At 39.8% G+C, this 21853-nt stretch carries 23 protein-coding genes; 6 read left to right on the top strand and 17 right to left on the bottom strand.

The features are described 5' to 3' along the window. Window positions 1–29 precede the first annotated feature (29 nt). Entirely contained in the window at window positions 30–449 is a 420-nt protein-coding gene (locus DBR40_RS20105) for a nucleoside-diphosphate kinase (RefSeq protein ID WP_025144153.1), read from the bottom strand. Between the two features lie 119 nt (window positions 450–568). Here DBR40_RS20105 and DBR40_RS20110 point away from each other — a divergent pair, with 119 nt between their 5' ends. The 4 genes from DBR40_RS20110 to DBR40_RS20125 all read left to right on the top strand — a co-directional run bounded on the left by DBR40_RS20110 (window position 569) and on the right by DBR40_RS20125 (window position 4871). Further along, window positions 569–1579 carry a DHH family phosphoesterase gene (locus DBR40_RS20110; protein WP_124561542.1) on the top strand — a complete coding sequence of 337 codons (1011 nt, stop codon included), beginning with the start codon at window positions 569–571 and terminating at the stop codon, window positions 1577–1579. A gap of 46 nt (window positions 1580–1625) precedes the next feature. Next, window positions 1626–2624 (top strand): FKBP-type peptidyl-prolyl cis-trans isomerase, encoded by a 999-nt coding sequence (locus tag DBR40_RS20115; RefSeq protein WP_124561543.1) that lies wholly within the window; start codon window positions 1626–1628, stop codon window positions 2622–2624. 152 nt (window positions 2625–2776) lie between these two features. Next, window positions 2777–3745 carry an FKBP-type peptidyl-prolyl cis-trans isomerase gene (locus DBR40_RS20120; protein ID WP_124561544.1) on the top strand — a complete coding sequence of 323 codons (969 nt, stop codon included), beginning with the start codon at window positions 2777–2779 and terminating at the stop codon, window positions 3743–3745. Window positions 3746–4244: 499 nt separating this feature from the next. Continuing rightward, window positions 4245–4871 (top strand): LuxR C-terminal-related transcriptional regulator, encoded by a 627-nt coding sequence (locus DBR40_RS20125; RefSeq protein WP_124561545.1) that lies wholly within the window; start codon window positions 4245–4247, stop codon window positions 4869–4871. Window positions 4872–4915: 44 nt separating this feature from the next. Here DBR40_RS20125 and DBR40_RS20130 read toward each other — a convergent pair whose 3' ends face one another. From DBR40_RS20130 to yiaA, 12 genes are all read right to left on the bottom strand, one after another. Continuing rightward, entirely contained in the window at window positions 4916–5338 is a 423-nt protein-coding gene (locus DBR40_RS20130; protein WP_124561546.1) for an SH3 domain-containing protein, read from the bottom strand. Between the two features lie 8 nt (window positions 5339–5346). Beyond that, on the bottom strand, window positions 5347–5811 hold the full coding sequence (locus DBR40_RS20135; RefSeq protein WP_124561547.1) for a BON domain-containing protein: 465 nt from the start codon (window positions 5809–5811) through the stop codon (window positions 5347–5349). A gap of 139 nt (window positions 5812–5950) precedes the next feature. Further along, entirely contained in the window at window positions 5951–6421 is a 471-nt protein-coding gene (locus DBR40_RS20140) for a CYTH domain-containing protein (protein ID WP_124561548.1), read from the bottom strand. Beyond that, complete coding sequence (locus DBR40_RS20145; protein ID WP_124561549.1) at window positions 6421–6813, bottom strand: ACT domain-containing protein; 393 nt, start codon at window positions 6811–6813, stop codon at window positions 6421–6423. Before DBR40_RS20145 ends, DBR40_RS20140 begins: the two co-directional genes overlap by 1 nt. Before the next feature lies 1 nt (window position 6814). Then, window positions 6815–8764 carry a beta-N-acetylhexosaminidase gene (locus tag DBR40_RS20150; protein WP_124561550.1) on the bottom strand — a complete coding sequence of 650 codons (1950 nt, stop codon included), beginning with the start codon at window positions 8762–8764 and terminating at the stop codon, window positions 6815–6817. A gap of 157 nt (window positions 8765–8921) precedes the next feature. Beyond that, window positions 8922–9311 (bottom strand): STAS/SEC14 domain-containing protein, encoded by a 390-nt coding sequence (locus DBR40_RS20155; protein WP_124561551.1) that lies wholly within the window; start codon window positions 9309–9311, stop codon window positions 8922–8924. A gap of 1 nt (window position 9312) precedes the next feature. Next, window positions 9313–10677 (bottom strand): aldehyde dehydrogenase family protein, encoded by a 1365-nt coding sequence (locus tag DBR40_RS20160; protein ID WP_124561552.1) that lies wholly within the window; start codon window positions 10675–10677, stop codon window positions 9313–9315. Then, complete coding sequence (locus DBR40_RS20165; protein WP_124561553.1) at window positions 10664–11383, bottom strand: gamma-glutamyl-gamma-aminobutyrate hydrolase family protein; 720 nt, start codon at window positions 11381–11383, stop codon at window positions 10664–10666. Before DBR40_RS20165 ends, DBR40_RS20160 begins: the two co-directional genes overlap by 14 nt. A gap of 77 nt (window positions 11384–11460) precedes the next feature. Beyond that, window positions 11461–12609, bottom strand: a complete 1149-nt coding sequence (locus tag DBR40_RS20170; RefSeq protein ID WP_124561554.1) for an iron-containing alcohol dehydrogenase — start codon at window positions 12607–12609, stop codon at window positions 11461–11463. 46 nt (window positions 12610–12655) lie between these two features. Next, entirely contained in the window at window positions 12656–14017 is a 1362-nt protein-coding gene (locus DBR40_RS20175; RefSeq protein ID WP_124561555.1) for a glutamine synthetase family protein, read from the bottom strand. Then, window positions 14017–15330, bottom strand: a complete 1314-nt coding sequence (gene eat / locus DBR40_RS20180) for an ethanolamine permease (protein WP_124561556.1) — start codon at window positions 15328–15330, stop codon at window positions 14017–14019. Before eat ends, DBR40_RS20175 begins: the two co-directional genes overlap by 1 nt. 285 nt (window positions 15331–15615) lie before the next feature. After that, window positions 15616–16023 (bottom strand): inner membrane protein YiaA, encoded by a 408-nt coding sequence (gene yiaA, locus DBR40_RS20185; RefSeq protein ID WP_113950314.1) that lies wholly within the window; start codon window positions 16021–16023, stop codon window positions 15616–15618. 157 nt (window positions 16024–16180) lie between these two features. Between yiaA and DBR40_RS20190 the strand changes: the two genes are divergently transcribed. Both DBR40_RS20190 and DBR40_RS20195 read left to right on the top strand, forming a co-directional pair. Continuing rightward, complete coding sequence (locus DBR40_RS20190) at window positions 16181–17677, top strand: NAD(P)H-hydrate dehydratase (RefSeq protein ID WP_233603946.1); 1497 nt, start codon at window positions 16181–16183, stop codon at window positions 17675–17677. Window positions 17678–17811: 134 nt separating this feature from the next. Next, entirely contained in the window at window positions 17812–18513 is a 702-nt protein-coding gene (locus tag DBR40_RS20195) for an AIM24 family protein (protein ID WP_124561557.1), read from the top strand. A 258-nt stretch (window positions 18514–18771) separates the two neighbouring features. Here DBR40_RS20195 and DBR40_RS20200 read toward each other — a convergent pair whose 3' ends face one another. The 4 genes from DBR40_RS20200 to DBR40_RS20215 form a co-directional block, all read right to left on the bottom strand. Continuing rightward, entirely contained in the window at window positions 18772–19629 is an 858-nt protein-coding gene (locus DBR40_RS20200) for an anti-sigma factor domain-containing protein (RefSeq protein WP_124561558.1), read from the bottom strand. 2 nt (window positions 19630–19631) lie between these two features. Then, window positions 19632–20183, bottom strand: a complete 552-nt coding sequence (locus DBR40_RS20205) for an RNA polymerase sigma factor (RefSeq protein ID WP_124561559.1) — start codon at window positions 20181–20183, stop codon at window positions 19632–19634. 113 nt (window positions 20184–20296) lie between these two features. Further along, on the bottom strand, window positions 20297–21190 hold the full coding sequence (lipA, locus tag DBR40_RS20210; protein ID WP_124561560.1) for a lipoyl synthase: 894 nt from the start codon (window positions 21188–21190) through the stop codon (window positions 20297–20299). Window positions 21191–21306: 116 nt separating this feature from the next. Next, on the bottom strand, window positions 21307–21738 hold the full coding sequence (locus DBR40_RS20215; RefSeq protein WP_124561561.1) for a GNAT family N-acetyltransferase: 432 nt from the start codon (window positions 21736–21738) through the stop codon (window positions 21307–21309). Window positions 21739–21853: the final 115 nt, after the last annotated feature.

The following is a 21853-nucleotide window of genomic DNA, read 5'->3' on the forward strand; positions in this document are numbered from 1 at the left end:
GTTTCATTGTTTGTATTTTACATCAGAAATTAGAAACGCTCGTCTGCTTTGAAGAAAAAGTTTCCTTCAATTTCTGCATTCTCGTCAGAATCTGAACCGTGAACAGCATTAGCATCGATTGATTTAGCATATTTCTGACGGATAGTACCTTCTGCAGCTTCTGCAGGGTTGGTAGCACCGATCAATTTTCTGAAATCTTCAATGGCGTTGTCTTTTTCTAAAATAGCAGCAACAATTGGTCCTGAAGACATGAAGCTAACTAAATCTTTGTAGAAAGGACGCTCAGCATGTACTGCATAAAACTGACCAGCAGTTTCATCAGTAAGCTTAGTATATTTTAATGCAATGATTTTAAAACCTGCATTAGTAATGTCGTTAATAATAGATCCGATATGGCCGTTTGCTACTGCATCTGGCTTAATCATGGTAAAAGTTCTGTTAGTGCTCATTGTGCTTTGATATCAATTTTTCTGCAAAAATACGTTTTAATTGATGAATATAAAAGGATAAGCGTAAATACACCTTATTTAATATTAAAAATTACTTAGCTTTGCAGCGCAAAAAATATATGCTTACACTACCCGAATTAAAAACATTACTGGCTTCGCCACAGCGCATTGTAATTACTACGCATCATAAACCCGATGGTGATGCAATGGGCTCATCTCTTGGTTTATATGGATATTTAATTCAGAAGGGGCATCATGTTAAAGTAGTTACACCTACCGATTATCCTGCTTTTTTACATTGGATGCCAAACAACGGTGATGTAATTATTTTTACCGAGCAGCAAGAAGAAGCGGCCAGGTTAGTAGAAGAAGCATCGATTATTTTTTGCCTTGATTTTAATACCTTAAGCCGTATTAACGAACTAGGCGAGTTGGTTAGGGCTGCAAGTGCTAAAAAGATCATGATCGATCACCATTTAGAGCCTGAGGATTTTGACGATTACCGCTGCTGGGATATTAATGCCTGTGCTGCTGCGCAATTGGTGTACGAATTTATTGTAAATCAGTTACAGGATGGCGAGCTAATCAATAAAGACGTAGCTTCTTGCCTGTACACCGGTATCATGACCGATTCGGGGTCGTTCCGTTTCTCATCAGCAACATCAACTGTATACCGTATTGCCGCAAACCTAATCGATTTGGGAGCCGATCAATCAAAAATTCATGAGTTGGTTTACGATAACTCAAGCGAAAACCGCCTGCGCTTTTTAGGTTACTGCCTATCTAATAAACTGGAGGTTTTAAGAGATTACAACACGGCCATTATTTCGGTTACTAAAGAGGAACTGGCGCAATACCATAGCATTACCGGCGATACGGAAGGGGTAGTAAACTATGCACTTTCTATTAATGGCATCCGTTTGGCAGCACTCATTGTAGAACGTACCGATAAAGTAAAGCTTTCTGTGCGGTCAACAGGCGATTTTCCGGCCAACGAAATCTGTAAAAAGTATTTTAATGGCGGAGGGCACAGAAATGCCGCCGGTGGAGCATCAGAAAAACCGTTAGATGCTGTAGTTTCAGAATTTAAATCGATATTAGAAAATTATAAAGAACAATTGCTAGCCTAAAAGGCAGAAATAAAACAATCAAAACTTAAAAAGTCAAATTAAATAAATGAAAAAGGGAATTATTATTCTAGCAGCAGCCACTTTAGGCTTAGCAGCATGTAACAAAGAGAAAAAGGGAGCTGGAGGGTTATTGTATACCATTCACAACTCAGCAGGTAACGAAAAAATTAAAGAAGGCGATATCGTTAAAATGAATTTCATTCAGAAAAACGATAAAGACTCAGTATTATCAAGCACTTTTGACAGCGAAACTCCTGCAGTTTTTCCTGCACAAAAGAAAATGTATGCTGGTGATATGAATGATGTGTTAACTTTGTTCGGAGAAGGTGATAGTGCAACTTTTAAAGTGAATTTGGATACTATGGCTTTCCATAGCAAACAACCAAAACCAGAGCAGTTTAAAAACGATAAATACATTACTTTCACGGTAAAAATCGAAAAAGTATTCAAGAAAAAAACTGGTGAAGCAGATTCTACTTTCAACAAAAGAGCTTCTGAATTTTTCCAGGCTGATTACAAAGCAACAGCTGATAAAAAGAAAGCTGCTGAGCCTGCTAAATTAAAAGCTTATATCGACGATAATAAATTAACTACCAAAACTACTGCAAGCGGTTTACATTACATTATCGAAAACGCAGGTAGTGCAGAAAAACCAGCACTTGGCGATACTGTATTAATTGATTATACTGGTAGAGTTACTAAAAAGAACAAAGATGGTAAATACAAAATCTTTGATACCAGCGATGAGAAATTAGCTAAAGCTGAAAATGAATTTAAACCAGGTAAACCTTACGGCCCTCAAAAAATGCCAGTAGGTGGTACAATTCCTGGATTTACCGAAGCTTTACAATTAATTGGTAAAGGTGGTAAAATCAAAGTTATTATCCCTTCTAACTTAGGTTATGGCGAGCAAGGAGCTCCACAAGTTGGTATTATGCCATTTAGCCCAATTGCTTTCGAATTGGAAATTAAAGATATTATTAAAGGAAAGCCAGCACCGGTACAACCTCCGGTTCAAATGCCTGCTCCAATAGTTAAAAAATAATTTATAATATCAGATTAGAAAATCCTGCTTATTTATTTAAGCAGGATTTTTTTTGGTCGTTTTTTTGTGATAGCAACGAAATAAAACATTTCTACGATTTATTGAAGCTTATTATAGTCTATCTTTGTAGGGATTTATACCGATTAATGAAAATGAAAAAAGGAATTATAATGCTATTGGCGGTAGCCTTGGGCCTTTCGGCCTGTAACAAATTCGAAAAAGGCGAAGGCGATATGACTTACAAAATCTATAAAAGTGACGGTAAGCCAAAAATCCAGGACGGTGACTATGTAAAACTAAACGGTGTACAAACCGTAGAAACCAATACCAATCCCGATTCGGTAATGGTAAATACTTACGACAATGAACGCCCTGCTTTTTTTGCTATCAGTAAATCGATGTTTAAGGGAGATTTGGCTTCAGGGCTAAAACTATTGGGTGAGGGCGATAGTGCTGTTTTTAAATTAAATTTAGATTCGATGGAGAAATATTCAGGCCAACCGAAACCAAAAGGTTTAAAATCTAATATTGCATCCTTTACCATTAAAATTGAGAAGGTATTACACAAAGGGAATGATGCAGATTCGATTTTTGATGCTAAAAAACGACTTTTCTTCGAGGCAGAGTACAAAGCCTTAAATGAGAAAAATAAAGTAGTAGAGCCAGCTAAAATAGCTAAATACATTGCCGATAACCAACTTAAAGTTACTACTGCACCATCAGGATTGCAATATGTAATTGCTGCTCCGGGCAATGCTGAACGGGCTGTTTTAACAGATACGGTATTAATTGACTATACCGGACAGTTTACCAATAAAAAATCGAACGGGAGCATTAATGTTTTCGATACTTCTGATGCCAGGATAGCCAAAGAAGCAGGCGTTTTTTCAGAAAGTGTACAGTACATTCCCCGTAAATTACCTTTAGGCCAGTTGCCTCAGGGTGTTGTACAAGGCATCCAGTTAATTGGGGTGGGGGGTAAAATTAAAATGATTTTACCATCGCGCTTAGGCTTTGGCGAAAATGGCGGCGGGCCCATTAACCCTTTTACGCCATTGGTATTCGATGTAGCACTAAAAGGTATAATTAAGCCTGGTGTTGCGCTGCCTTTAAGTAAATAAAACCACAATAAAGCCTGAAAGCACAAGGAACCTCAATTTTGAGTTATTCTTTGTGCTTTTTTTATGCGTTGGAAATTGCAAAACTATAGCAGATAATTAAATAATTCATTAAATTAGTTGAAATGAAATTTTAATTATTCCATTTATCATGATGCGCTCAAACTTTGTTATTCTGTTTCTGGGCCTAAAAAGCTTACTGCTTAGTATAGCTTTTAATTTGGTATACGTGCCGGTTTACCACAGGCCGCAAAGAAGGATTTTGAGAGGTTCTCTGCTGAATGTAAAAAGTATCTTTCAATTTGATCGGCAAGATATGCACCACATATTGTTGCCTGCTAAAATCACATTACTGCCTATCCTATCTAAAAACATAAAATTTATGGCTTTTGATGAATTGTTTTTGTCATTGAGAAGAGATGTAAATTGATAATTGTCAGTTTGATTCAAACTATTATTGATAAAGCAAGTTATTAAGAGATAAATAGCTAAACTAAACTTTATGCAAAAGATTAAGGTCTTTCTGGTTGATGACGCGTACACGTTAATGGAATGTGTAGAAAAAATATTAAACAGAGTAGAGGTGGTTGGGAATGTAACTTTAATGGCTGCAAATCAAAAGACTATTCAGTTAAAGGCACCTGATGTTGTGATCGTAAATTTTAGTAGTAACGAAAAGGAAGGAGCTGAGTTATTGGGGATGATTACAAGAGAATTTCCTGCCTTGAAAGTTATTGTATTGTCGGTACAAGATGATTTTAACAGTATTTCGGCCAAGTTGAAAGCAGGAATTAAAGGATATTTACTGGCAGATGTAAAACACACCGAGTTGCATAAGGCCATTAATAAAGTAATGCATGGCGAAACCTATATACAAAGTTCTGTGGCCAATAAGTTTATTAATGGTTACCAAAAAGAAAACCATGTAATTGCCATCAATAATTTATCTCCACGGGAAGTAGAAATTATCAGGTTGATTGCAAAAGAGCATACCTCAGCTGACATTGGAAAAATGCTTTTTATTTCGGAACATACAGTAGAAACTCACCGTAAAAATATTTGGCGCAAAACCGGGGTAAAATCTATTGTTGGTTTGTTGAATTTCGCGCACGAACACCAGCTGATTTAAGAAATAAGCCCCCATAGTTTTACATCTATGAGGGCTATTATATTTTAAGCCTGAGCTTCTAAGTATTGTGCATAGCAATAACCTTCTTCACCATCATTGGTTCTTACCAGCCACCACAAATCATTGCTTCTGTTTACCAGGGTAATTACCTCGCCATGGGCAGCCTTACCTACAATGGGCTGATCGGTGCCCGGGCCCTTGCGGATATTTAAATTGCTGCTTTCTGTAACCACTTTTGCATGGGTAACGGCAGCATCAATGGCTACATTTACATTCAGAACAAGATCACCTGAAGTAAAGTTTGGATCAATCTGATTGTAAACTTCCCAAAGGGAATCTTTAGTGGCTCCATCAGCTGCAGTTCCATCTATATATAAAACCCCGTCTTGTTCCCTTACGGCTAAATCTGCTATACCTGCTGCAGTTGCTGCGTCAGTTAATGCTTTGTATTTATCTTCTAATGCCATGGCCTAGGTTATTTAATGATTAGTTTATTGTCGATTTTTTTTGGTTTTAATGCACTCAAATGCTGCATTAATGTAATTAGTGAAGCTTTTTTAAGCTCGCCTGTTAGCACAATCACACCATCTTTAACCTCAGCTTTCACCGTTGGGAAATCTTTGGTAGCATCGGCAACATTTTTAATCAGAACAGGATCTTCTGAAATAACCACAGGTGCTTCTACAGTTTTAATGGTTAAGCTGTTGATTACAGATTTTACTCCTTTTTCTGCTTTTGCAATTTCTTCTGCTTTGGCTTTTGCAGCTTCATCATCAACTACACCCGTTAAGGTTACGTCGCCTTTAGTAACGGCCACCGTAATACCTGTAGCTTCTTTGGCCTGGATCGCGGCCTGAATGGCAGCATCTTTCGGTTTACAGCCAGCAAAAAATAGCGTAGCTGCAATAACCATACTCATTAATAACTTAGTTGTTTTCATCCTTTTGGGGTTTATATTGATATTATTTGAAATTCAAGATATTGAAACTAAAATAACTATTTATCGGCGGGGATGAATCCGATTAATCTAATATATGAAATACGTTTAACTCATTTGTAAATAAAATTTAAATAAACTGTTAAATCCAGTTTTTAAAAGGAGTGATGGTGAGGTTCGAATTATAATATTTTTCTTCTTCGGTAACTTCTTTGCTTACCCAGTCGGGCAGGTTAAATGTTTCCGTTTCGCTTTCCAGCTCTATTTCTGCAACAATTAAACCTTCGTTATGGCCCGAAAATACATCAACTTCCCACACTTTCCCTTCAAACGCAATCTCATATCGTGTTTTAGAAAGTTCAGCTTGCGAGAAGTGATCTAATAATTCTACGGCTTCGGTAAGCGGAATTTCATATTCATATTCTAAACGGGTTGCGCCAACCGTTTGCCCTTTAATGGTTAAAAAGCCTTTTGCTTCTGTTGCCCTTACACGCACTGTTTTATTTTTATCGGTAAGCAAATAACCTTGTCTAACCAGCTTTCCAGCTGGTTTGCTCAGGCTATCCCACTTTTGTTGATTGATTAAAAATTTGCGCTCTATTTCTTTTCCCATTATTCGGAGAGTTGTTTTAAAATATCCATGGCTGCCACAGTATCTTTCAAATCTACAAATATATGGTCGTGATAATAGGCTGCGACTACATTGCAGCTTATGCCATGTTCTGATAGTGCAGTAGAAAAAGCTGCTGTTAAGCCTACGGCTGTTAAAGAAGAGTGTACTGTTAATGTGATCCACGAGGCGATAAAATCGTATTCTAAACCCAATTGATCAGCAATTTCTTTCTTTAAAATTATTGTAGTTGCTTCTTCTTCTTTGAATAGGCAAACCGCAAGGTTGACATCTATTGCATTTAGATTTTCAACCTTGCAAAATACAAATTCGCCAGGATTATGTACTGGTTTCATTGTTTTCAACAGCTTTTCCAAACTTTTTTCGCCTGTCATTTTATCTCGTTCTTTTCTGTAAATCGGCAACCGGCATACTGATCAATCTTCCGATAGGTTGTTTACCACGATATGTAATTACCCGCAGCATACTGGCATCTTTTGGAACTTGTAGCGCGGTGGTATATTTAGGGTAAAAACGATCAGGTGTCGAGTTATCAAAACTATAGTAAATGTCCAGTCCGTCTATTTCGGGGGTTAATTCTACCATTAACTGTTTATCGGCACTACGTTTTACGGTAAAAATAGGGTCGTAAATAGCAGGCGAGTACTTAATTTCGGCAAAATCCAAACGTTTAAAATGCTGCTGGGTACGGTCAACAAAATTAATCCAGTTTTTCTTCTCAATCGGGCTCCATGCCGATTCTGAAATGGCAAAAGCACGTGGCCAAACCATGTATTCTACCTGGCGGAATGTAAAAACCTGCTCGGTCCAAAGGTTGGCTTGTGCACCAATAACATACTGTGCATTTACACTCGCCGGAACAGGGTTAAACTGGTAGGCTTTGTTTAGCCTAAGCGAAGCGTAAACTTTAGGTTCTGTAATGGCATCGGCCTGCATGTAATCCAGGTAAGCAAAATCGGTTGGGCTCATTACCACATTATGTTTATCATTAGCAGCCTGTATGCCGTATTTCATGCCCCGCCAGCTCATTACTGCTGCTGTGGGTGATACACCACCCTCTAAGATTTCGTCCCAGCCCATAAATTTTTTTCCTTTGGCCATTACAATCTGCTCTACACGTTTTTCAAAATAAGCCTGAACCTGTGGAATGGTTTTTAAACCTTCTCTTTGCATCAGTTGCTTAATCTGATCGTTTTTTTCCCAAAAATTATGCGAGGCTTCATCGCCCCCCATGTGGATGTATTCGAAAGGGAAAAGTTGTGCAACCTGAGTAATTACGGTATCTAAAAAGGTGTAAACTTTTTCATTGGCCGGACAAAGTGTATTATCAACCAGGGCTATCGGTGGTGCTCCACGACTCCAGTCCATTATTTTTTCGCCTGAACGTACTTTATAATTCACCGCATCCGGCGTGCACGATAGCTCGGGATAGGAGGCAATGATAGCTAAACTATGCCCTGGTACATCAATTTCGGGCAAAATGTTTACAAAACGCTCTTGTGCGTATTGCACCAGTTCTTTAATGTCTTCTTGTGTATAAAAGCCGCCATATGTGCGGGGTTCATCAGCAGTTGGTGGAATAAAATCGCCAAAAGTTCCTGTTTTTTTAACATTCCATGCACCTATTTCGGTTAATTTAGGCAAACCTTTAATTTCAATGCGCCAGCCTTCATCATCGGCGAGGTGTAAGTGTAGCAGGTTAAACTTGTAACGCACCATGCCATCAATAAACTGCTTTACTTCCTCCTTGGTAAAAAAGTGACGGGCAACATCAAACATTAAGCCCCGCCAGCCTAGCTTGGGGTAATCTACCACATCAACGCAGGGTGCTTTCCATTTAATATCATTTACCTGTTCTTTACTTTCTATTTCGGCAGGGAAGAGCTGTAATAACGACTGCACACCATAGAAAATGCCTGCAGGCTTGTTTGCCGTAATAACTATCTGTGTAGGATTTACATTCAGCTTATATCCTTCTGCTCCCAGTTGTGCATCATCTTGCGTGTTTAGGATAAGTTTAATAGTAGGGTGGGTTGAATTACTTAAAGTGCTTACAAATTTTCCGGTAGCGGTTGTAATCCGATCTGATAAATAAGCAATAGATTGCTTTAGCTCTGCACTTTTGGTGGTTTGTATAATTACATTTTCAGGTAAAGTAAATGTACCGGCCTTTTTCATTAGCGATACCGGCTCCGGAATAATGGCACAAGGAGTTTGAACAATGGTGCCTTCTGCGTCGCCGCTTTCAGTTTCAGAAACAATATTTTGGGCGAAAGTGCTGGCTGTAAAGAGGCAGCAGGTGATAATCAGGAATATTTTTTTCATTAAATAAATAACTGCGGATTAACCGAATAAGTATTAACCTGCAATTTATTAAAAAGATTTTAATCGGAGGTGTTTGTGCTAGGAGAAATGTGAAAGGTAGGGGGAATGGAGCATTAAGGGCTCCCGCAGATTTCGTTGATTACCGCAGAATTGTATTTCACAAAAAACGGGTCAGCCATTCTTTGGCTTTTTCATCATCAGTAAACGATTTTATGGGAATAGGAGGGCTTTGAAATTTAAAGAGCAGTCTCATTATAAGTTGCGCCAAGCCGGGTTTCGAAACCATGGCCATTGCAGTATAAATATTAGGCAACTGTTCGGTCGAAAATTTTCTGGTTGCTTTATCGGGTACCGGAGAGTTTTTTAGATAAATTAACAGTGGCACTTTCTTGTTGTTGGTAATTTTCTTAACCAGCGCAACATTGGCCTTAATGTTTGCTACCGTACGTAAAATACTTTTACTGTAAGCAACCAGTATGCCCGTGTCAGTTAGCAGGTAATCGGCAATTTCGCCTTCAACAAATTGATTATCTAAATTGTTCTCCATTTTAGCCTCTTAAATGATATGCTTTTGGTTTGGTAAAGGCCCTTAAGCCCTGGTGTGAAAGAGTTGCTCCAATGCCCGAATATTTTCTTCCGCTCCACGGGAGGGCAGCACTTACTCTATCGCAGCAATTCCAGTAACCGGAGCCTGCATCCAGTTGGGCCAGTATTTTTTCTGCCAGCGACTGATCGGCAGTATAAACAGATGCCGTTAACCCATAATCGGTATCTTGCATCATTTTTAAAGCTTCGGCATCGTCTTTAACTTTCATAATGCCTATAATGGGACCAAAGCTTTCTTCCTGCATCACCAGCATATCGTTGGTTACTTCCGTTAAAACCGTTGGCTCAAAATAATAACCTTTTCCGCTGAGGCTTTTACCTCCTGTTAATAGTTTGGCGCCTTTATCCAGCGCGTCTTTTATCTGGTTCTCTAAAATCGAAATCTGGGCTTTCCGGGTTAATGCCCCAATATATACGCCATCGGCTGTTGGTGAGCCACTTTTCCAGCTCTTTACCTCATTAACAAAGGCAGATAAATAGGCCTCATAATTTTTCTCGTGTACGTAAATACGTTCAACTGAGCAGCAGCTTTGCCCATTGTTGTAAAAGGCGCCGTCGGCAGTGCCAACAGCTGCAGCTGCAACATCGGCCACATCCTCGGCAATGTATAAAGGATCTTTACCACCTAGTTCCAGTTGGCAGGGAACCATTTTTGGAGCAACTTTTTCGTAAATGTATTTCCCGGTCTGGTACGAGCCTGTAAAGAAATAGCCGTTGAAATCCATTTCCAGTAATGCTGCTCCAGTTTCTTTTGCACCAATGGCAAGCTGAAACACCTGATCGGGTACACCTGCCTGCTTTAATAGTTTCTCGATTTGAAGTCCGGTTAAGCTGGCATATTCGGATGGTTTGTACATCACAGCATTTCCGCTAAGTAAAGCAGGGATAAAAACATTTACACCAACCAGGTAGGGGTAATTCCAGGCAGAAATATTACAGACTACACCCAGGGGTTCGTATTTGATAATTTCTTTTAAGCCGGGTTCATTAACCATCACCTCATCAGAAAGGTACTTTATGGAGTGATCGAGCATCCATTTAATCCGTGCTCTTGCACCATTAATTTCATTGCGCGATTGTTGCAAGGGTTTTCCAACTTCGCTGGTTAATATGTGCGCCAGTTCTTCTGTTTCAGATTCGAGTAAAGTACTGAAGTTTGAAAGGATGGAAATCCGTTCAGCTAAACTTTTATTGGCCCACAGTTGCTGTGCGCTTTTAAGCATTTCGAACTTGGATTGAAGACTTTCTTTTGAATCTTCGGTTAAGCTGGTTATAATTTCTTCGGTTGCCGGATTAATGATTTGCATCTTGTTTGCGGTTAACAATTGAATTTAAAAATGCGGTGTGTATATTTTTGCTAAAAGGACCTTGCTGGTCTTTTAACCTTTCGGGGTGCCATTGAACAAACAACAGGAAAGGTTTTCCTTCGGGCTGCATGCGCTCCATGGCTTCAACTACGCCATCGGCCGATAACGCACTGGCCACAAGGCCTTTTCCGGTTCTATCGGTACTTTGGTGGTGATTGCTGTTTACCAAACCCTTATCGGTGTTTACAATATCGCTTAACCATGATGAGGGATTGATGATAATTTCATGGTACCTGTCCGATTTATCTGGCATTTTAGCGTGGTCGAATTTGCCCCAGGTTGGAATATCGGGGATGAGCGTGCCGCCAAAAAATACATTGCCAACCTGTATGCCTCTACAAATGCCCAGAACAGGAATGGCATTAGCTTCAGTATAAGCTAAAACCTTAAATTCGAATTCATCACGACTTTCGTCTATATCATCTTCGTAGCAAAACGGATAATATTCGGGATGCTGGTAAAAACGAGGGTGTACATCTTCACCACCGGTTAATACAATGCCCTGGCATTTTTTTATTTCGTCGAAATTATTGAGCTTATACCCCAGCTGGATCACTTCAACGGTTTCGTTATAAGATAATACCCAGTTGCGATAAATATCAAATTTACTGCAATCAGTAACCCCAATTATTATTTTATCAGACATCATTATTCATTTTTTTTGCCATAGATTTAACCGATTGGCATGCTTGAAGTTTTTAAATCTAATCTTATTGTTCTAAGTTATAATGCATTTAGATACAGTTGTTTAAAATCTTCTCGACTTACCGACTTCGGATTGTTTGGGTGAGCGAAGTCGGCAAAGGCTAAATCGGCTAGTGTTTCTATATGTTCATTTTTAACGCCAATATCACTTAATTTATGTGGAATATTAACCCTTGTATTCAAATCGAACAGATATTTTACAACAGCATCGCCGCTTTGTTCAGGAAGCGCTAATGCAATGGCTATTTTCTTAAACCGGTCTTCGAAGCCTGCAATATTAAACTGCATGCCATAGGGAATATTTACGGCATTGGCCAGGCCATGATGGGTATCTAAAAGAGACGATAGCGGGTGCGCCAGCGAATGTACTACGCCGAGGCCTTTCTGAAAAGCAATGGCACCCATCATCGAAGCCATTAACATTTTGCTGCGGCTTTCTAAATCAGGATTATTAGTAGCCTGCACCAGCGAATCTTTAATCAATGAAATCCCTTCTAAAGCAATCCCATCGCACATGGGATGAAAATTTTTAGCCAGATAAGCTTCCATATTGTGTGTTAAGGCATCCATACCGGTTGCGGCAGTAATAAAGGGCGGTAAATCCATTGTTAACTCCGGGTCTGCAAAAACAATCTGTGCCATTAATTTTGGCGAAAACAGGATTTTTTTCTGATGCGTTTCATCATCGGCAATTATGGCACTGCGGCCAACCTCGCTTCCGGTACCAGACGTAGTTGGGATGGTGATAAAATGAGGGACATCGTTGGTTACGTAAACATCGCCGCCTATTAAATCGTCGTACTTAAATAAATCTTCGCGATGATTAACGCGGAGTACAATGGCCCGCGCAACATCTAAGGCCGCACCGCCACCTATACCCACAATGCTGTCGCGTTGGGTGGCATCCCAGGCATCGGTACCATTGTAAACATCACTCTTTACCGGGTTTTTATGGATATCGCTAAATACCTCTACCGAAATATTTTTTGCGCTTAAATCTGCAACGATGCTTTTAAAAAATGGAAGCTGTGCTATGGTGGGATCGGTAACGATTAAGGGTGCTTTTAAATTGTTTTTAACCAGATAGGCTGGCAATTCTTTTGCCGCACCTGCACCGAAACGAATGGTGGTTGGAAAGTTAAACTGATGGATCTTATCGAATATCATGGAGTTTGTTTTTATCTTCTGAATTAAGTTCAAATGGTTCTCTCGGTTATATAATTTCTAAATACCTTTTCAATTCCCAGTCGGTTACCACTTTAGCATATTGTTTACATTCCCATTCGCGGGTCATGGTAAAATGATCGACGAAATCTGCGCCCAGTAATTCTTTGGCTACGTTAGAATTTTTCATCTTTTCTGTGGCTTCGAATAAATTGCGCGATAATGTTCCGTTTGATAAATCGGTATAGCCATTTCCCTTTGTTGCCGGTTGCTCCAGTTTTAGCTTGTTTTTAACGCCATACAGTCCGGCTGCCAAACAAGCAGAAATCGCAAGGTAAGGGTTGGTATCAGAGCCTACAATCCGAGTTTCTAAACGCGCGGCTTTTTTGCTTCCGGGCAGCGCACGCAATGCCGTAGTGCGGTTATCAATCCCCCAGGTTAAGGTGGTGGGTGCCCAGGCCCCTTCCACAAGGCGTTTGTAGCTGTTAATGGTTGGTGCAATCATAGGCAAAATATGTGGCAAACAATGCAACTGCCCTGCCATGTAGTTTTTCATCGTTGCACTTATTTTATCGACATCTTTTTCATCGTAAAAGAGATTGTTTTTGTGTTGATTATCCCATAAGCTCTGGTGCACATGGCCACTGCAACCAGGTAGGTTTTCGTTAATCTTTGCCATAAAAGTAGCTAAGATACCGTGCTTGTAGGCGATTTCTTTAACAGCTGTTTTAAACAATATAGCCTGATCTGCGGCTTGCAGGGCATCGGCATATTTAATGGCCGCCTCGTAAACACCGGGGCCCGTTTCAGTATGCAGCCCCTCAATCGGGATATCGAATTTATTCAGCAACTCAAACAGGTCGCTCATAAATTCATTTTTATAGCTGCTTCGCAGAATGGAGTAACCAAACATGCCTGGACTTAGCGGTTTCAGGTTGTTGAAGCCTTTTTCGTGTATTGTTTCAGGCGTTTCAGCAAAATTGAACCATTCAAATTCCTGCGCAAAAATTGGTGAGAAACCTTCGTTTTCACATTCGGCAATAATCTTTTTTAGCAGTTGCCTGGGGCAAACAATATTTGGCCTGTCGTGCTCATCAATAAAATCGCCTAAAAAGAAGGGCACATCGTTTTCCCAGGGGATTTTTCTAAAAGTGGTTAAATCTATTTTGACCTGCGCGTCGGGATAGCCGGTATGCCATCCGGTGTATTTACCATTTTCGTAAGCCAGGTCGGCGGCATCCCAACCAAAGGTAACATCGCAAAAACCTAAACGGCCTTCCACTAACGAGGCAAATTTTTCGGCGGCTACATATTTACCCCTTAAAATACCATCGATATCTGCAACAGCTAACTTTACTTTACCCGATGGATGATTTTTAACATAATCCAGAATTTCTTTGCTTGTACTCATTAATCAACCTTTTTAAAAAGTTTATATAGTAGAAATATGCCTAAAACAATGCCCGAATAAATTAATCCTAATTTAAGATTATAAATCAGCATTGCGATAAATGAAACACATGAAATAATTAGTGCAATAACAGGAAACAGCGGGTAAACAGGTGTCTTAAACGGTCGCAGCATTTCGGGTTTGCTTTTGCGGAGCACCATTACCGAAATCATTGAAATGATATAAAGTGTTAAAGCCCCAAACACCGATATGATGATAATTTCGGCCGTTTTGCCTGATAGCAGTGCTATAATTCCGATTACCATATTACCGATTAATGCATTGGCCGGTGTCTGGAATTTTGGCGAAATTTTGCCCAATATTGCCGGAATACTTTTAACCCGCCCCATTTCGTAAGTAGAGCGGCCGGCTGCCAAAACCAATCCATGGAATGAAGCTATCAGCCCAAATAAGCCAACGGTAATTAACAGGTGATACATTAAATGGTTATCACCGGTAATCATCGAAAGGGCAAGGGGAAGAGGAGAATCGGAAGTCTCGCCCGATTTTCCGTTTTTATAAACAATGGCCTCCCAACCACCAATACCAATAGTTGAAATGAAAACGAGTACACACAAGACCACCAGTGTAAATATGCCCCAGCCAAAACCTTTGCTGATATCGCGTTGCGGGTTTTTAGTTTCTTCGGCAACGTTGGCTACGCCCTCTATGCCCAGAAAAAACCAGATGGCAAAGGGGATGGCTGCAAATACACCGCTCCAGCCGTTGGGAAAATTATTGTGAATAAGGTTCTCTGAATGGAATTTTGGCAGGGTAATTCCCGAAAATAAAAGCAGCTCACCTACCGCTAGCACAGTAACAATAACCTCGAATGAAGCTGCGGCCTTTACGCCATATACATTTAAAGCTGTAAAGATAAAGTAAATGGCAATGGCAGAGGTAAGAATAGGTACCTGCGGAAAGAAAGCATTAAAATAGGCGCCAATGGCAAAAGCAATGGCGGGTGGGGCAAATATAAACTCGACCATTTGTGCAATGCCTGCAATAAAACCTACGTTTTTGCCTAAAGCGGTATTGGCATAATCGAAAACACCACCTGCTTTTGGAATGGCGCAGGCCAGCTCGGCGTAGCTGAAACTAAAGGTAACATACATTACCATAATAGCCACGGTGGCAATGGCCATGCCGAGCGTACCACCTTTTTCGAGGCCTAAATTCCAGCCAAAATACATTCCCGAAATAACATACCCTACACCCAGTCCCCATAACATAAACGGGGTAAGTGTTTTTTTTAAGCCCTTACTTTGCTCCATATGTGCCTGCCATATTAATTAGGTTTACAATGATTTGCTCGAAAATGATAAAACTATAGGCCTCGGTATCTGCTGTTTAAATTAGTGATTTTTTTATTCTTATCTTATAAATTAATGGGGTATTTCGGTTTAATTAACGGCGCTTAGTGTTATCGTTTTTTAATCAATATCCGGTTGGCGAATGAAAAGTACCATATAGGTTGAGGAGTTTAATTTTTTTGACAGAACTTATAGATGTGGACTTAAATAAAAAAAGCCAGTAGGTTTTTCTACTGGCTTTACTTACTATTCCGAATCCCGGTTTTTATTCACAATCTGACTATCCCTCGTATTCTTCTGCACCGTAATGGCACCAAATAACGAGAGTAGAAAGGCAAAAGCATAAAAACCTTTCTCGCTTGGTAAAAGTGTTGCATTCCACAAACCGATTACCAGTAGGGTGATGGTTAACAGTGTCGAAAACCAGCTTAACCCATAATAAATTTCTGTAACGGGAATGCCTTCCAGTTTATCGCGAACAGCTTTTTGTAAAGAAATTACGGCAAAAAGGCCAAACATCAATACGGTAAAATAATATCCTTTTTCGTTTAGGAGCATATCAGAACGCCACAAGCCTACAATAAAGCCGATCATTCCGATACCTAATGCAATCCAGGCGGCTGCCACGAATGCATTCGATGGTTTTTGATTCATTGTTTTGAGATTTAATTTAATTCAATTGAAAACGCTAAAGCATTATAAAAGGTATAAAAATAGAAATATTAGTTTAGCGTGAGCGAAATACTTTCGCCCAGATCAGCAGTCAAGGCGAACAATCGCAATTTTTAGCTAAAAATATTATATTAGTAATATGCTAACATTGCTTACTTCGGCGCAGATGCGCCACGCCGATCAGTTTACCATTGCCAATAAGCCCATTGCGTCCATCGATTTGATGGAAAAAGCTGCCCGTGCATTTGTACAATGTTTTATCAGGGATGAATTTGATGCGAGCAAGAGCATTGCAATTTTTTGTGGGAAAGGCAATAACGGTGGCGATGGTTTGGCCATCGCGCACCTGCTTTTGGTTAATGGCTACGATAACGTTAAAGTTTACGTCGTAAATTTTAGTGCGAAACAAACTGATGATTTTGCAATTAACCTGCAAAGGCTGGATGAATCGCGCTGTAAAAAAGCCATCATTAACCAGCCCGGTGATTTAAAACACATTAAGCCCGATTTAATTATTGACGCCATTTTAGGCTCGGGCTTAAATAAACCTTTAACCGGCGATTATGCCGAGTTGGCGCATGCCATCAATAAGCTAAATAAAAAGGTGTATGCAGTTGATGTACCCACCGGTTTTTTTGCAGAGGATAGATTAACAGACAGCTATAATGGAATAAAGGCCTATAAAACTATCTGTTTTCAACGGCCAAAAATAAATTTTTTCTTCCCCGAATCGGCCCTGGCGACTGAAAAGTATGAGGTAGCAGATATTGAGCTGGATGAAGATTTTATCAGGCAGCAGGATACGGAGTTTTACCTCACTGAAGAAAAAGACATTCAAAAAATACTTAAAAAGCGCAAACTCTTTAGCCATAAAGGTACTTATGGGCATGCACTCATTATTGCTGGCAATACCAATACTATGGGGGCGGCTTTACTGGCCTCAATGGCTTGTTTGCATAGCGGAGCAGGTTTAACTACCACTTGCGTACCCGAAAGTGGACTAACAGCACTCAATACCACTTTGCCAGAGATAATGGCTTTGCCCAGGGTAGAATATATGCGCATTGAGCATCTGGCAAAATACCAGACCATTGCCATTGGTCCGGGTTTAGGCGTTGATGCTGAAAATGAAAGGTTGTTAGAAAGCCTGATTATGGCCAATCGCGAATTGATAATAGATGCCGATGCCCTGAATATTTTAGCAGAAAGACCAGATCTGACTAAAAAATTAGTTAAAAATTCAATTCTTACCCCGCATGTTAAAGAATTCGACCGTTTATTTGGCGAGCACAATACCTGGTGGGACCGAGTACAAACGGCCAGAGAACAAGCCCGGCTGCTGCAAATTGTAATTATACTTAAAAACCAATATACCTTTGTTTGTTTACCTACTGGTAAGGTTCACATCAACCCAACCGGAAACCCGGCCATGGCGCAGGGTGGTATGGGCGACGTTTTAACTGGGATTATTTCGGCTTTGGTAGCGCAAAAATATACAGCTGCTGATGCGGCTATCGCAGGCTGCTATATTCATGGCCAAACAGGCGACGATTTGGCAAAAGAACAATTTGTAGTTACCGCATCGCAGCTTGCCCTAAACATTGCAAAAGAAATTAAAGTGCTAATATCCAAATAGTTTGTTTAATAGGTCGTAGTGCGGTTGTGGAAAAAAAGCCAGCTTAAACTTTGTGCTTCCTGCCTGTAAATGTATAGTTTAAAGGGAAATTTAAAATAACAGATATCTTAAACTTACGGAAAACTTAAATTATTATGGCACAAAGGGAGTACACACTGAATGAACTAATTCAGGAATCGGCAGAAAATCCACACGAAAATGATTTTTTCGAATTAGAAAAGCCTGCCATGCTGGAGGTAAACTTAAAGAACCAAAAGATTTTGGCCAAAGCCGGTTCAATGGTTGCTTACATCGGCAATATCGACTTTAAAAGAGAAGGTTTATTGAGCAAAGGATTAGGTGGTTTGCTAAAAAAAGCCATATCGGGCGAAGGCACCTCACTGATGCATGCTGCGGGTACAGGTAAACTCTACCTGGCCGATGAAGGCAAGAAAGTAAAAATTATTAAACTACAGAACGAAGCCGTTTTTGTGAACGGTAATGATGTACTGGCTTTAGAAGAAAGCGTCAAAAACGAAATTAAAATGCTGAAAAGTATTGCTGGTATGATGAGCGGAGGTTTATTTCAAGTGAAGCTATCGGGCAGTGGTTATATTGCCATTACCACCCATGGCGAGCCTATTCTGTTGCGGGTTACTGGCAACCAGCCGGTTTATACTGATCCGAATGCTACTGTAGCCTGGTCTGAAAACCTTAGCCCAAATATTAAAACCAATTTAACCTTCGGTTCTTTTATTGGCAGGGGTAGTGGCGAATCTTTCCAGCTGGAGTTTTTTGGTGAAGGATGGGTATTGGTACAGCCTTACGAAGAAGTAAAATATGCAGCAAAATCTTAAGTTGGTTGTCTTTCGGTTGGTGGCAACACAAAGCAGGATTTTCTAAACCCATTATCACTGACAGACTTCAATAAAAAGCTTCGTCATTGCGAGGAGGAACGAGAAAGCAATCCTACAACAATCGCTATAACTTATAGTTTAAGATTGCTTCGTCGGCTGAAAAAAAGCCTTCTCGCAATGACGATCAGAAGAAAATGAAAACAAAAAATCCCTGCAGTTTCAATGCCGGGATTTTTTATATCAGTTTATAATTTCTATCTATACGCCACCCATTACGGTAAGCTTATCCATTGTAGGGTTTATGCTTCCGCCCATAGGTTCTATGGTTACTGCAAAAGCTTGTGCTTCCTGTATGGCCGGCATTTTAACCAGTGCTTCGTTCGAAGTAGAATCGTTTTTGCCAAATACGCCTAAGCTTACCGGTTTACCGTTTACCATGGCCCATAACTGATATTCGTGCTCCTTATCGGTTTTAGGTAAATCCATAGCCACATAGTTAATCAATACGCTTTTATCTTTTTTATTCCAATACACCTTCATTTTAGCGGTAGGACTAAAGGCCTGGCCTTTCATACTGATAGTTGCCCATTCCTGACTATCGGCCATTGCAGCCATATTGCCCAAACCCTGGTTTTCAAATTCCAGTTTGCTTACTACGCCGGCAAATTTTTGTTTATCCAGGTTTAAACTGGCAATCTGGTCGTGTGCATCAGTTAGCTTACTATAAGTAATAAACAGGGCGGCCATACTCACAATCAATAAAGCTACACAAGCTACAAGTGCGTAACGTAAAGTTCTCACTTTACCATCGCTTTCATCCAAACGTATAATTCTTGGTTCTTCTGTATTAATAGGAGCGGGTTGAAAAGGTTCCTGTACTTTAACTTCGCTTAATCCCAGTTTTTCGAATAATCTTGTTTCTACATCTGCAGATGGTTCTACAGCATTTTGCATAGCATATTGCTCAATAGCCTGCTCAATAGCGGCTATTTCATCCCTAACCTCAAGGTGTTGAGATGCCATTTCCTCTACCTGCAGCGCTTCTTCGGGTGATAAATCACCTAAAACGTACAGCTCGAGTACTCCAGATTCTATATATGCCTTTAAATTTTCCACGCTCAATTAAAATTCCTTCTCAATTCTATAATAGCCAATCGTATACGTGTTTTTACCGTACCCAATGGCAGATCTAACTTTTCTGCAGCTTCTACATGTGTAAAGCCCTTGTAATAAACTAAATCAAGAACAGCCTGCAGATCCGGTTTTAGGTTCTCTACAAGTTGTTTAACCCCCAGTACATCAGGGTTAAACGTAACCTTGTTTTGTTCATCAACGAAACTTACGTTATTTTCTATATCTTGGTTTTTGAGTGAATTCTTAAAATCTTTAGAACGGAGTTTGTCGATCGATAAATTACGCGCAATATTCATCATCCAGGTAAACAAACGTCCTTTGGTATTGTCGTAGTGTTCTGCAGACTGCCAGATTTTTACAAAAGTTTCCTGTAAAACGTCTTCAGCAAGTTCGGTATGGGTAATAATGCGCGAAATAACACCGTAAATTGCCGATGAATACATACTGTACAGCGTTTTCAGTACCGCAGGATCTTTCGATTGCAGTGCTAGAACAAGTTCTGGCTCGGTTAGGGTTAATTTTTTAAATGCAGTCACTATTGGTTACTAAGTTACAATACAGAACAGCAAAAGCAAAAAAATGTTTTATAAACGCACTCCGTAGAGGAGTGAGGTTATAAAACATTTTTAAAATTAGGTTAATACCTTAATTATACTATCCCATCAATCGGGAAAAGATGTTTTTCTGCATGGTAAGATGAACGTACCAATGGTCCGCTTTCTACATATTTTAAGCCTTTAGCCAAGCCAACTTCTTTGTACATGGCAAAAGTATCTGGGTGTATCCAATCTACCACAGGGTGGTGGTTACGTGTTGGTTGTAAATACTGGCCCAAAGTTAAAATATGCACGCCGTTGGCAACCAGGTCGTCCATAGCTTCAAAAATATCTTCTTCAGTTTCGCCTAAACCCAGCATAATACCGGTTTTAGTTCTTAAACCAAATTCCGAGATTCTTTTTAAAGCTTCTAAACTTCTATCGTATTTAGCTTGTATACGTACTTGTTTGGTCAGGCGTTTTACCGTTTCCATGTTATGCGATACTACCTCCGGGCGTTCTTCCAAAACACGGTATAAATTATCCCACTGACCTTTAAAATCAGGGATCAAAGTTTCGAGTGTGGTAATTGGGCTTTCCCTGCGGATAGCCTGTAAAGTTTCGGCCCAGATAATCGATCCGCCATCTTTTAAATCATCGCGATCAACCGAAGTAATTACGCAATGTTTAACGCCCATTAATTTTACTGAATTGGCTACACGGTTTGGTTCATCTACATCAACAGCCAAGGGGCGGCCTGTTGCAACTGCGCAAAAAGAACAGCTACGTGTGCAGATATTTCCTAAAATCATAAAAGTTGCCGTACCTGCACCCCAGCATTCGCCCATATTAGGGCAATTGCCGCTTTCGCAAATGGTATGAAGCTTATGCGTATCTACTAAACTCCGAACTTGTGCATATTCTTTACCAACAGGTAATTTAACACGTAACCAATCTGGTTTACGTTTAACTTCAGTTACAGCAGGTACTACCGGTAAATCAATCATGCCACAAAGTTAATGAATAGGATTGAATTGTTGCAATGCCGAAATGTTTGAGCGTTGTAATAAATAGTACAGGTGTTTAACTGGTTAATTGTTTAAACTGGTTAACCGGGGTAGCACTAAGCCAATTCCATTTCAAATGCAACCTGTTGTTTATTCTCTTTAAAGCCAATCGTTTCATAAAATTTATGGCTTTCGGTACGTTTCGTGTTACACCTTACCTTTAATTTTTTTACATTTTGTTTTTTTGCCCAGCGTTTTACGCCTTCAATCAGCTGTTTGCCTATCTGCTGGCCACGAAAATTAGCATCTACAATAAGGCCACCTATTTCGACAAAAGGATCAGATTCAATCCGTAGGGTGAAAAAGCCATGAATCCAGCCAACCACAGCCTGATCAAGTACGGCCACAAACGCACAGTTTTCGCTGCTGTTGTTAATCTGCACAATTCGGTTAAGGGTTTGGGCTGTGTTGCTTTCGTAACCCAAGGCTGTAGAAAGTTTGGCTATGCCCTCAGCATCTTGTTCTAAAATTTCTCTGATTTCGACCATTTTTTGTCACGCTTTACAAGAAAAACTAAATTACGTTAAATGTTATATAAAAATCATAAGCTAAACATTGCAACTTTAAACGTTCCAACTTTCTAACTAAATCTTACATTTGCAA

The organism is Pedobacter sp. KBW01 (assembly GCF_003852395.1).
Lineage (GTDB): Bacteria > Bacteroidota > Bacteroidia > Sphingobacteriales > Sphingobacteriaceae > Pedobacter.

Bases quoted from the DNA above. Each gene is read 5' to 3' on its own strand.
- DBR40_RS20105 (WP_025144153.1), bottom strand. From the start codon at position 449: ATGAGCACTAACAGAACTTTTACCATGATTAAGCCAGATGCAGTAGCA.
- DBR40_RS20110 (WP_124561542.1), top strand. From the start codon at position 569: ATGCTTACACTACCCGAATTAAAAACATTACTGGCTTCGCCACAGCGC.
- DBR40_RS20115 (WP_124561543.1), top strand. From the start codon at position 1,626: ATGAAAAAGGGAATTATTATTCTAGCAGCAGCCACTTTAGGCTTAGCA.
- DBR40_RS20120 (WP_124561544.1), top strand. From the start codon at position 2,777: ATGAAAAAAGGAATTATAATGCTATTGGCGGTAGCCTTGGGCCTTTCG.
- DBR40_RS20125 (WP_124561545.1), top strand. From the start codon at position 4,245: ATGCAAAAGATTAAGGTCTTTCTGGTTGATGACGCGTACACGTTAATG.
- DBR40_RS20130 (WP_124561546.1), bottom strand. From the start codon at position 5,338: ATGGCATTAGAAGATAAATACAAAGCATTAACTGACGCAGCAACTGCA.
- DBR40_RS20135 (WP_124561547.1), bottom strand. From the start codon at position 5,811: ATGAAAACAACTAAGTTATTAATGAGTATGGTTATTGCAGCTACGCTA.
- DBR40_RS20140 (WP_124561548.1), bottom strand. From the start codon at position 6,421: ATGGGAAAAGAAATAGAGCGCAAATTTTTAATCAATCAACAAAAGTGG.
- DBR40_RS20145 (WP_124561549.1), bottom strand. From the start codon at position 6,813: ATGACAGGCGAAAAAAGTTTGGAAAAGCTGTTGAAAACAATGAAACCA.
- DBR40_RS20150 (WP_124561550.1), bottom strand. From the start codon at position 8,764: ATGAAAAAAATATTCCTGATTATCACCTGCTGCCTCTTTACAGCCAGC.
- DBR40_RS20155 (WP_124561551.1), bottom strand. From the start codon at position 9,311: ATGGAGAACAATTTAGATAATCAATTTGTTGAAGGCGAAATTGCCGAT.
- DBR40_RS20160 (WP_124561552.1), bottom strand. From the start codon at position 10,677: ATGCAAATCATTAATCCGGCAACCGAAGAAATTATAACCAGCTTAACC.
- DBR40_RS20165 (WP_124561553.1), bottom strand. From the start codon at position 11,383: ATGTCTGATAAAATAATAATTGGGGTTACTGATTGCAGTAAATTTGAT.
- DBR40_RS20170 (WP_124561554.1), bottom strand. From the start codon at position 12,609: ATGATATTCGATAAGATCCATCAGTTTAACTTTCCAACCACCATTCGT.
- DBR40_RS20175 (WP_124561555.1), bottom strand. From the start codon at position 14,017: ATGAGTACAAGCAAAGAAATTCTGGATTATGTTAAAAATCATCCATCG.
- eat (WP_124561556.1), bottom strand. From the start codon at position 15,330: ATGGAGCAAAGTAAGGGCTTAAAAAAAACACTTACCCCGTTTATGTTA.
- yiaA (WP_113950314.1), bottom strand. From the start codon at position 16,023: ATGAATCAAAAACCATCGAATGCATTCGTGGCAGCCGCCTGGATTGCA.
- DBR40_RS20190 (WP_233603946.1), top strand. From the start codon at position 16,181: ATGCTAACATTGCTTACTTCGGCGCAGATGCGCCACGCCGATCAGTTT.
- DBR40_RS20195 (WP_124561557.1), top strand. From the start codon at position 17,812: ATGGCACAAAGGGAGTACACACTGAATGAACTAATTCAGGAATCGGCA.
- lipA (WP_124561560.1), bottom strand. From the start codon at position 21,190: ATGATTGATTTACCGGTAGTACCTGCTGTAACTGAAGTTAAACGTAAA.
- DBR40_RS20215 (WP_124561561.1), bottom strand. From the start codon at position 21,738: ATGGTCGAAATCAGAGAAATTTTAGAACAAGATGCTGAGGGCATAGCC.